Annotated in this window: 10 protein-coding genes and 1 pseudogene; 9 read left to right on the top strand and 2 right to left on the bottom strand. The window is 62.5% G+C overall.

Annotated elements, in window-relative coordinates; genetic code table 11:
* Positions 1–11: 11 nt before the first annotated feature.
* Together BBF94_RS22195 and fliK are read right to left on the bottom strand one after the other, a co-directional pair.
* On the bottom strand, positions 12–341 hold the full coding sequence (locus tag BBF94_RS22195; protein ID WP_065261107.1) for an EscU/YscU/HrcU family type III secretion system export apparatus switch protein: 330 nt from the start codon (positions 339–341) through the stop codon (positions 12–14).
* Positions 338–1912: a flagellar hook-length control protein FliK gene (gene fliK / locus BBF94_RS22190; protein ID WP_065261106.1), complete on the bottom strand. Its 1575-nt coding sequence runs from the start codon at positions 1910–1912 to the stop codon at positions 338–340. Before fliK ends, BBF94_RS22195 begins: the two co-directional genes overlap by 4 nt.
* Before the next feature lie 198 nt (positions 1913–2110).
* Here fliK and ccmA point away from each other — a divergent pair, with 198 nt between their 5' ends.
* The 9 genes and pseudogenes from ccmA (at position 2111) to ccmI (ending at position 9057) form a co-directional block, all read left to right on the top strand.
* Positions 2111–2746 carry a cytochrome c biogenesis heme-transporting ATPase CcmA gene (gene ccmA / locus BBF94_RS22185; protein ID WP_065261105.1) on the top strand — a complete coding sequence of 212 codons (636 nt, stop codon included), beginning with the start codon at positions 2111–2113 and terminating at the stop codon, positions 2744–2746.
* Positions 2743–3411, top strand: coding sequence for a heme exporter protein CcmB (ccmB, locus tag BBF94_RS22180; RefSeq protein ID WP_007959235.1), 669 nt, complete (start codon positions 2743–2745; stop codon positions 3409–3411). The genes ccmA and ccmB overlap by 4 nt, the downstream gene beginning before the upstream one ends.
* Positions 3412–3489: 78 nt before the next feature.
* Positions 3490–4244, top strand: a pseudogene (locus tag BBF94_RS22175) (heme ABC transporter permease).
* Positions 4241–4417, top strand: a complete 177-nt coding sequence (gene ccmD / locus BBF94_RS22170) for a heme exporter protein CcmD (protein WP_008055370.1) — start codon at positions 4241–4243, stop codon at positions 4415–4417. The pseudogene BBF94_RS22175 and the gene ccmD overlap by 4 nt, the downstream one beginning before the upstream one ends.
* Positions 4414–4869: a cytochrome c maturation protein CcmE gene (gene ccmE / locus BBF94_RS22165; RefSeq protein WP_065261104.1), complete on the top strand. Its 456-nt coding sequence runs from the start codon at positions 4414–4416 to the stop codon at positions 4867–4869. The genes ccmD and ccmE overlap by 4 nt, the downstream gene beginning before the upstream one ends.
* 3 nt (positions 4870–4872) lie before the next feature.
* The gene (locus BBF94_RS22160) at positions 4873–6861 is read left to right on the top strand and encodes a heme lyase CcmF/NrfE family subunit (protein ID WP_065261103.1); all 1989 of its coding nucleotides are present in this window, start codon (positions 4873–4875) and stop codon (positions 6859–6861) included.
* On the top strand, positions 6858–7394 hold the full coding sequence (locus BBF94_RS22155; RefSeq protein ID WP_065261102.1) for a DsbE family thiol:disulfide interchange protein: 537 nt from the start codon (positions 6858–6860) through the stop codon (positions 7392–7394). Before BBF94_RS22160 ends, BBF94_RS22155 begins: the two co-directional genes overlap by 4 nt.
* A complete protein-coding gene (locus BBF94_RS22150) occupies positions 7391–7861 on the top strand; it encodes a cytochrome c-type biogenesis protein (protein WP_065261101.1) in 471 nt (156 codons plus the stop codon). The genes BBF94_RS22155 and BBF94_RS22150 overlap by 4 nt, the downstream gene beginning before the upstream one ends.
* Positions 7858–9057, top strand: a complete 1200-nt coding sequence (gene ccmI / locus BBF94_RS22145; protein WP_065261100.1) for a c-type cytochrome biogenesis protein CcmI — start codon at positions 7858–7860, stop codon at positions 9055–9057. Before BBF94_RS22150 ends, ccmI begins: the two co-directional genes overlap by 4 nt.
* The last annotated feature ends 2 nt before the right edge of the window (positions 9058–9059 follow it).

Raw genomic sequence — 9059 nt, 5'->3', positions numbered from 1 at the left:
TTTTTTTGCCCTCAGTAATCGTCGCCGCGATCGGTGATGTCCTTCTCGACCATTGGTGCATCCGGATCATGTCCTTGCGGGAACTTGCCCTTGAGGTTCCAGGCGAACGCGATGATCTCGGCAATCGTCAGGTACAACTCTTGCGGGATGCTGTCGCCCAGTTCCATGCGCGCCAGCAACTTCACCAGCTCGGCGTTCTCGTAGATCGGTACTTCGCAGTCGCGGGCGATGCGCAGGATTTCTTCGGCCAGTTCGTCGTCGCCCTTGGCGGTCAGCGTCGGGGCCTGGCTGCCGTCGTATTTGAGGGCGATGGCCTGGCGTGGAGCGGTGGAATCGTTCATGCGGTTTCGTCGACCCAGCGGTGTTCGAGACGGGTTTGATTGCCTTGCGGTGGCGTGCCGAGGTGGCAGTCGAGATCGCCGACGTTGAGTCCGCGATCCAGCAGGCGCTGACGCAGGGCGGCCAGATTGGATTCAATCAGATCGGCGGTGCAGGGGCGTTCGGCCCAGAGCTGGCTCGACAGGCTGCCGCTGATCAGTTGCGCCTGAATCTGCATCGGCCCCAACGGCTCCATGTCGAATGCCAGATCGACTCGCCACAATGGCTGTCTGGTTTCGCGCTCGCTTTCACGGCGTTCGTTCTGTTTTTCTTCCTGTGGCGCTTCTTCACGCTGGAACTTGACCTGCAACGGCACGATGTCCTGAAGATTGCGCATCGGGATTTCCAGTTGCCAGGTGCTGAGCAGCCGTCCGTCGTCGGTCATGCCGGTCTGTTCCAGGCTCGACAGTTGATGGCTTTGCAGGCGCGAGACTGCGGCGGCGGCCAGGCGCAGCAAATGCTCCAGATCGCCTTCACCTTCCAGGCTTTGCAGCAGCCGGTCCGGCAGCGGGAATCCGCCTGGCAGCGGTTTGGCGCTGACCTGGCCGAGCATGCCAAGGGCATTGCGCACGAAGCTCGGCATCGCCTGGGCCAGAGTGTTGGCGGCGATGAGCGCATTGAGATTGGTGTTGCCGGGCAGGCCGGGAGTGAGCTGGGCAATCAGCTTGAGCAGGTCGCCTTTCATGTCCGGAGTCAGCGTCGGGTTTTGCCCGGCCAGCAATTTGGCTTCGAGAAAGGCGCCGCTGTTGAGCAGCGCCTGGGCCAGGCCTTTGGGGGTGGTCAGTTGCTGGACGTCCGGCAGGTTGGCCAGCAACCTGTCCACGGCCGCGCGCAGATCGCTGGAGGTCTGATTGTCGGCGGGCGGCAGGCTCTGGAGCATTTTCAGCAAGCCATCCAGCGAACCCTGGCGGCTTTGCTGGCTGACCAGTTGCTGACTGACCGCCAGTTGTTCCTGACGGTTGCTCAACGGCAGAAACTTCAGGGTCTGCGAATCCTGCACCAGCGCCGACAGCAGCGTGCCGATGCGCAACGGTTGCGGGCTGTCGATGCTCAGGGTGCTGCCGCTCAACACCGTGTTGAGCAGGCTGACCGTCGAGCGGAACACCGCCGGCTGTCCCGGCACCTGCGGCAGGGCCTGATTCGTCAGCACCTTGCCTTGCAGCAGCGTACCGACCGGTAATTGCGCGGTGTCGATTCGAGTCAGGGTGGCGACAGCCGTGGCGATGGCCTGTTGCACGGTAACCGCCAGATTGCCTGCCGACGGCTGGGTGACCGCCAGGTTGGTGCCTTGTGGCAGCGGCAGGGGGCTGGTTGCCTGCACGGTGGTCTGGCGGCCGCCGTCAAGGGTGACCTTGAGCAGCACCTGAAAGGCCTGGTCTGCCGGTTTCTGCGACAACACCTCGGCCCTGGCGCTCTGTCCGGCGGCAATCAGCCCGTCCATCGGCGTCAGCAGCTTGAGCAGCTCACCCACCTGCGGGCGAGGGGTCGCCGGAGTGGTGGGCGGGAGCGGGAGGATGTTCATTTCGCCTGTCATACGCGGACACAACCTGAGGAAAATGCACTCGGGAGAGCAGGGGACGCCATGTATAATGCCGCCCGTCCTTCCGTTCGTTCAAAAAAACATAGCAATTGTTTGACGCAGCTCTCTGGATTGAGCCGTCATTGCATTTATGCTGCAACTCTTTAACGGCCGCCCCAGAGCCGACTTGAACCGTATAAGGCCCGTGAACCCTTGACCAGCCCTGTCCTGCAAACCGTCGGCCTCGCCTGTGAGCGTGATCTCAGACTGCTCTTCGAGAATCTCGAATTGAGACTGGCCCGCGGCGATATGGTGCAGATCAGCGGTCCCAACGGCAGCGGCAAGACCAGTCTGCTTCGTTTGCTGGCCGGCCTGATGCAGCCGACCGACGGTCAGGTGCTGCTCAACGGTCAGCCCCTGGCCGAGCAACGCAGCGAACTGGCGCGCAACCTGCTGTGGATCGGCCATGCCGCCGGCATCAAGGACTTGCTCACCCCGGAAGAAAACCTCGCCTGGCTCTGCGCCCTGCATCAACCCGTTGGACGCGACGCGATCTGGCAGGCGCTGGCGGCGGTTGGATTGCGCGGTTTCGAGGATGTTCCCTGCCATAGCCTGTCCGCCGGTCAGCAACGGCGCGTTGCGCTGGCGCGGTTGTATCTCGACAGTCCGCCGCTGTGGATCCTCGATGAACCCTTCACCGCACTGGACAAGCAGGGCGTGGCGCAACTCGAAGAACACCTGGTCAATCATTGCGAGCAGGGCGGTCTGGTGGTGCTGACCACCCACCACACGCTGAGCCGGATGCCGGTCGGTTATCGCGACATCAATCTGGGAGACTGGGCAGCATGAGTGTGTTCGGCCTGCTGGTTGCCCGCGAGTCCCGACTGCTGTTCCGCCGCCCGGCGGAGCTGGCCAATCCGCTGATTTTCTTCGCCATCGTCATTGCGTTGTTCCCGCTGGCCGTCGGACCGGAAACTCAAGTATTGCAAAACTTGTCCCCGGGGTTAGTCTGGGTGGCGGCGCTTTTGTCGGTCCTGCTCTCGCTGGACGGGCTTTTCCGCAGTGATTTCGAAGACGGATCCCTTGAACAGTGGGTCCTTTCGCCGCACCCCCTGCCACTTCTGGTATTGGCAAAGGTGCTGGCACACTGGCTTTTTTCCGGGCTGGCACTGGTTTTGCTCTCGCCGTTACTGGCGTTGATGCTCGGGTTGCCGGCTGCGTGCCTGCCGGTATTGCTGCTTTCGTTATTGCTGGGAACACCGGTGCTGAGCTTGCTCGGCGCGGTGGGCGCGGCGCTGACGGTCGGTCTGAAACGCGGTGGCCTGTTGCTGGCGCTGCTGATTCTGCCGTTGTACATACCGGTGTTGATCCTCGGCAGTGGCGCCTTGCAGGCGGCGTTGCAGGGCATGCCGGCGATTGGTTATCTGTTGTGGCTTGGCAGCCTGACCGCCCTGGCGATAACCCTGACACCTTTTGCAATAGCTGCTGGCCTGAAGATCAGCGTCGGCGAATAATGAGGTCTGGTTAAAATTTAACCAGCAAAGACCCTGAGACTGCTCACATCGATGAGCGGCACCCGTGATGGAAACAACATGAACTGGACCTGGTTTCACAAGCTCGGCTCGCCCAAGTGGTTCTACGGCATCAGCCGCAAGTTCCTGCCGTGGCTGAGCATTGCAGCGTTGCTGCTGATCGCCGTCGGCGTCGTCTGGGGCCTGGCCTTCGCACCGCCGGACTATCAGCAGGGCAACAGCTTTCGCATCATCTACATCCACGTTCCCGCCGCGATGCTCGCTCAGTCGATCTACGTGATGCTGGCGGTGTGCGGTGTGGTCGGGCTGGTGTGGAAGATGAAACTGGCCGACGTCGCCCTGCAATGCGCCGCACCGATCGGCGCCTGGATGACCGCCGTGGCGCTGGTCACCGGGGCGATCTGGGGCAAGCCGACCTGGGGTTCGTGGTGGGTCTGGGACGCACGCCTGACCTCGATGCTGATTCTGCTGTTCCTGTATTTCGGCGTGATCGCCCTGGGCAACGCCATCAGCAATCGTGACAGCGCCGCCAAGGCCTGCGCGGTGCTGGCCATCGTCGGCGTGATCAACATCCCGATCATCAAATACTCGGTGGAATGGTGGAACACTCTGCATCAGGGCGCGACTTTCACCCTGACCGAAAAACCGGCGATGCCCGCCGAGATGTGGCTGCCGTTGCTGCTGACGGTGCTGGGTTTCTACTGTTTCTTCGGTGCCGTGCTGTTGCTGCGCATGCGGCTTGAAGTGCTCAAGCGCGAGGCCCGTGCAGCTGGGTAAAAGAAGAAGTGCAGAACAGCCTGGAGGCCGCTCGATGAGTTTCGCGTCATTCGGCGACTTCCTCGCCATGGGCCATCACGGCCTGTATGTCTGGTCGGCCTACGGCATCTGCCTGGCGGTGCTGGCCCTCAACGTGGCGGCGCCGATCCTGGCCCGCAAGCGGTATCTGCAACAAGAGGCGCGTCGTCTGCGCCGGGAGAACGGCAAGTGAATCCGCTGCGCAAAAAACGCTTGATCATCATTCTGGCGATTCTGGTCGGGGTCGGCGCTGCCGTCGGCCTGGCCCTGAGCGCCCTGCAGCAGAACATCAATCTGTTTTACACCCCGACCCAGATCGCCAATGGCGAAGCGCCGCAGGACACCCGCATCCGGGCCGGCGGCATGGTCGAGAAGGGGTCGCTGCAACGCTCCCCGGACTCCCTGGACGTCAAATTCGTGGTCACTGACTTCAACAAGTCCGTGACCATTACCTACCGCGGCATCCTCCCGGACCTGTTCCGCGAAGGGCAGGGCATCGTCGCACTGGGCAAGCTCAACGCCGACGGCGTGGTGGTCGCCGATGAAGTGCTGGCCAAGCACGACGAGAAATACATGCCGCCGGAGGTGACCAAGGCCTTGAAGGACAGCGGTCAATCCGCGCCAACCCAAGCGAAGGAGGGTTGATCGATGACGTCCACCATTTTCATTCCCGAGCTTGGCCATCTGGCCATGATTCTCGCGCTGTGTTTTGCGCTGGTGCAGGCCGTGGTGCCGTTGCTCGGTGCCTGGCGCGGCGATCGTCTGTGGATGGGCCTCGCTCAACCGGCAGCGTGGGGCCAATTCGCGTTTTTGCTGTTCGCCTTCGGTGTCCTGACGTATGCCTTCATGACCGACGATTTCTCCGTCGCTTACGTGGCGATGAACTCCAATAGCGCGTTGCCGTGGTACTACAAGTTCAGCGCGGTGTGGGGCGCCCACGAAGGTTCGCTGCTGCTGTGGGCGTTGATCCTCGGTGGCTGGACCTTCGCGGTGTCGGTGTTCTCCCGGCAGTTGCCGCAAGTCATGCTCGCTCGGGTGCTGGCGGTAATGGGCATGATCAGCAGCGGTTTTCTGCTGTTCCTGATCCTCACCTCCAACCCGTTTTCGCGGATCCTGCCGCAGATCCCGGCCGACGGTCGTGACCTCAACCCGTTGCTGCAAGACATCGGCCTGATCGTGCATCCGCCGATGCTGTACATGGGTTACGTCGGTTTCTCGGTGGCGTTCGCCTTCGCCATCGCCGCACTGCTCGGCGGTCGTCTGGATGCGGCATGGGCACGCTGGTCGCGTCCATGGACCATCGTGGCCTGGGCGTTCCTCGGCATCGGCATCACCCTCGGTTCGTGGTGGGCCTACTACGAACTCGGCTGGGGCGGCTGGTGGTTCTGGGACCCGGTGGAAAACGCCTCGTTCATGCCATGGCTGGTGGGCACGGCGCTGATCCACTCGCTGGCGGTCACTGAAAAACGCGGCGTGTTCAAGAGCTGGACGGTGTTGCTGGCGATTGCCGCGTTTTCCCTGAGCCTGCTGGGCACGTTCCTCGTGCGTTCCGGGGTGCTGACGTCGGTGCATGCGTTTGCCTCCGATCCCGCGCGCGGCGTGTTCATCCTGATTTTCCTGCTGTTCGTGGTCGGTGGTTCGCTGACCCTCTTTGCCTTGCGCGCTCCGGTGGTCAAGAGCCAGGTCGGTTTCAACCTGTGGTCGCGGGAAACCCTGCTGCTGGGCAACAACCTGGTGCTGGTGGTGGCCGCGTCGATGATCCTGCTCGGTACGCTGTATCCGCTGATTCTCGATGCGATCAGCGGCGCCAAGCTGTCGGTCGGCCCACCGTACTTCAACGCACTGTTCATCCCGTTGATGGCGCTGCTGATGGTGGTGATGGCGGTCGGCGTGATCGTGCGCTGGAAAGACACGCCGGTGAAATGGCTGGTCAACATGTTGACCCCGGTGCTGTTGGGCAGCGTCGCTCTGGCGGTGGTTGCCGGTGTCGCCTACGGCGATTTCAACTGGGCGGTGATCGCAACCTTCCTGCTCGCGGCCTGGGTGTTGCTGGCCGGTGTGCGTGACATCTTCGACAAGACGCGCCACAAAGGCCTGATCAAGGGCCTGCCGACCCTGACCCGCAGCTATTGGGGCATGCATCTCGCCCACATCGGCATCGCCGTGTGCGCCCTGGGCGTGGTGTTGTCGAGCCAGAACAGCGCCGAGCGCGACCTGCGTCTGGCGCCGGGCGAGTCGATGGAACTGGCGGGTTATCAGTTCGTGTTCGAAGGCGCCAAACACTTCGAAGGGCCGAATTTCACTTCCGACAAAGGCACCATCCGGGTGATCCGCGATGGCCGCGAAGTCACTGTGCTGCACCCGGAAAAACGCCTGTACACCGTGCAGAGTTCGATGATGACCGAAGCCGGGATCGACGCCGGCTTCACCCGCGACCTCTATGTCGCGCTGGGTGAACCACTGGGCGACGGCGCCTGGGCGGTGCGGGTGCATGTGAAACCGTTCGTGCGCTGGATCTGGTTCGGCGGTCTGCTGACCGGCCTGGGCGGGATGCTGGCGGCGCTGGACCGGCGTTACCGGGTCAAGGTCAAAGCCAGGGTGCGTGAAGCGCTGGGCATGGAAGGAGCCGCTGCATGAGACGTTGGTTGATGCTGGTGCCACTGGCGATTTTCCTGCTGGTGGCGGTATTTCTTTATCGCGGTCTGTACCTGGATCCGGCGGAGCTGCCGTCGGCGATGATCGGCAAACCGTTCCCGGAGTTTTCCCTGCCGGCGGTGCAGGGCGACAAGACCCTGACCAAGGCTGACATCCTCGGCAAACCGGCGCTGGTCAACGTCTGGGGCACCTGGTGCATTTCCTGCCGGGTCGAGCACCCGGTGCTGAACAGACTCGCCGAGCGCGGCGTGGTGATCTACGGGATCAACTACAAGGACACCAACGCCGATGCGTTGAAGTGGCTGGCCGAATTTCACAACCCGTATCAACTGGACATCCGTGACGACGAAGGCTCCCTGGGGTTGAATCTGGGTGTCTACGGCGCGCCCGAAACCTTTTTCATCGACGCCAAGGGCATCATCCGCGACAAGTACGTCGGCGTGATCGACGAGCAGGTCTGGCGCGAAAAACTGGCGGCCAGGTATCAGGCACTGGTCGACGAGGCCAAACCATGAAGCGTTTTATTGCTGCCGTGGTACTGGGGCTGAGTCTGGCCGGTGTGGCCCAAGCCGCCATCGACACCTATGAATTCGCCAAAGAGGGTGATCGTGAGCGTTTCCGCGAACTGACCAAGGAACTGCGCTGCCCCAAATGCCAGAACCAGGACATCGCCGACTCCAACGCGCCGATTGCCGCCGACCTGCGCAAAGAGATTTTCCGCATGCTTGGCGAGGGCAAGGACAATCAGCAGATCATCGACTTCATGGTCGACCGCTACGGTGATTTCGTGCGCTACAAACCGGCGCTCAATGCCAGGACCGCGCTGCTGTGGTTCGGCCCGGCGGGATTGCTGCTCGGCGGTTTTGTCGTAATCGCCGTGATCGTCCGTCGCCGTCGCGGGCAACGTGCCGAGACTCCGCCATCGCTGTCCCCTGAAGAGCGTCAGCGCCTCGACCAACTGTTGGATAAAAACCAAGAATGATTGATTTCTGGCTTGCCGCAGGGCTGTTGCTTCTGGTCGCCCTGAGTTTTCTGCTGATCCCCGTTCTGCGTGAGCGTCGCGCCCAGCGTGAAGAGGATCGGACCGCCCTGAACGTTGCGCTGTATCAGGAGCGCGTCGCCGAGCTGCAATCGCAGCAGGCTGAAGGCGTGCTCGATGCTGCGCAAATGGACAGCGGCCGTGCCGAAGCGGCCCGTGAGTTGCTGGCCGACACCGAAGGCGCGGCGCCGGCGCGGGTTTCGACGCTGGGGAAACCTTTGCCGCTGCTGGCGGCTGTGCTGGTGCCGGTACTGGGCCTCGGTTTGTACCTGCATTTCGGTGCCGCCGATAAAGTCGAACTGACTCGGGAGTTCGCCCAGGCACCGCAGTCGATGGAAGAGATGACCCGGCGGCTGGAGCGCGCCGTGGCCGCGCAACCGGACTCCGCTGAAGGCCTGTATTTCCTCGGTCGTACCTATATGGCTCAGGATCGTCCGGCGGATGCGGCGAAGATGTTCGAGCGCGCCGCCAACCTGGCCGGTCGTCAACCGGAACTGCTCGGCCAGTGGGCGCAGGCGCAGTACTTCGCCGATGGCAAGAAGTGGTCGGACAAGATCCAGGCCCTGACCGACGAAGCGCTGAAAGCTGATCCGAAAGAAGTCACCAGCCTCGGTCTGCTCGGTATTGCCGCGTTCGAAGGCGAGCGCTATCAGCAAGCCATCGACTACTGGAATCGTCTGCTGGAACAACTGCCAGCGAATGACAAATCCCGTGAAGCCCTGCAGGGCGGTATCGCGCGCGCGACCGAGAAACTTGAAGCCAGCGGCGGCAAGGTGGCTCAGGCGCCGGTCGCGAAAACCGCGCTGCTCAAAGTCAGCGTCGATCTGGCCAGCGAACTGAAAGGAAAGGTGCAACCGGGAGACAGCGTGTTCATCTTCGCCCGCGCCGTTTCCGGCCCTCCAGCGCCGCTGGCGGCCAAGCGCCTTACGGTCGCAGACCTTCCGGTGACCGTCGAACTGGGCGATGCCGACGCGATGATGCCGCAGTTGAAACTGTCGAACTTTCCTGAAGTCCAACTGGTTGCGCGCGTCTCACGTGCCGGTCAACCGACCGCCGGTGAGTGGGTAGGCCGCAGCGGGCCTCTGGCCAGCAGCACCACCGCGCCACAAAAACTGACCATCGACAGCCCGGACAAATAGCC

The sequence above is a fragment of the Pseudomonas bananamidigenes genome (genome assembly GCF_001679645.1).
Lineage (GTDB): Bacteria > Pseudomonadota > Gammaproteobacteria > Pseudomonadales > Pseudomonadaceae > Aquipseudomonas > Aquipseudomonas bananamidigenes.
Note: the sequence above shows the minus strand (reverse complement) of the source record. Positions and strands in the feature narration are given on the sequence as shown.

Coding starts and splice junctions, on each gene's coding strand:
- BBF94_RS22155 (WP_065261102.1), top strand. CDS start 6,858: ATGAGACGTTGGTTGATGCTGGTGCCACTGGCGATTTTCCTGCTGGTG.
- ccmD (WP_008055370.1), top strand. CDS start 4,241: ATGAGTTTCGCGTCATTCGGCGACTTCCTCGCCATGGGCCATCACGGC.
- BBF94_RS22195 (WP_065261107.1), bottom strand. CDS start 341: ATGAACGATTCCACCGCTCCACGCCAGGCCATCGCCCTCAAATACGAC.
- ccmB (WP_007959235.1), top strand. CDS start 2,743: ATGAGTGTGTTCGGCCTGCTGGTTGCCCGCGAGTCCCGACTGCTGTTC.
- fliK (WP_065261106.1), bottom strand. CDS start 1,912: ATGACAGGCGAAATGAACATCCTCCCGCTCCCGCCCACCACTCCGGCG.
- BBF94_RS22160 (WP_065261103.1), top strand. CDS start 4,873: ATGACGTCCACCATTTTCATTCCCGAGCTTGGCCATCTGGCCATGATT.
- BBF94_RS22150 (WP_065261101.1), top strand. CDS start 7,391: ATGAAGCGTTTTATTGCTGCCGTGGTACTGGGGCTGAGTCTGGCCGGT.
- ccmI (WP_065261100.1), top strand. CDS start 7,858: ATGATTGATTTCTGGCTTGCCGCAGGGCTGTTGCTTCTGGTCGCCCTG.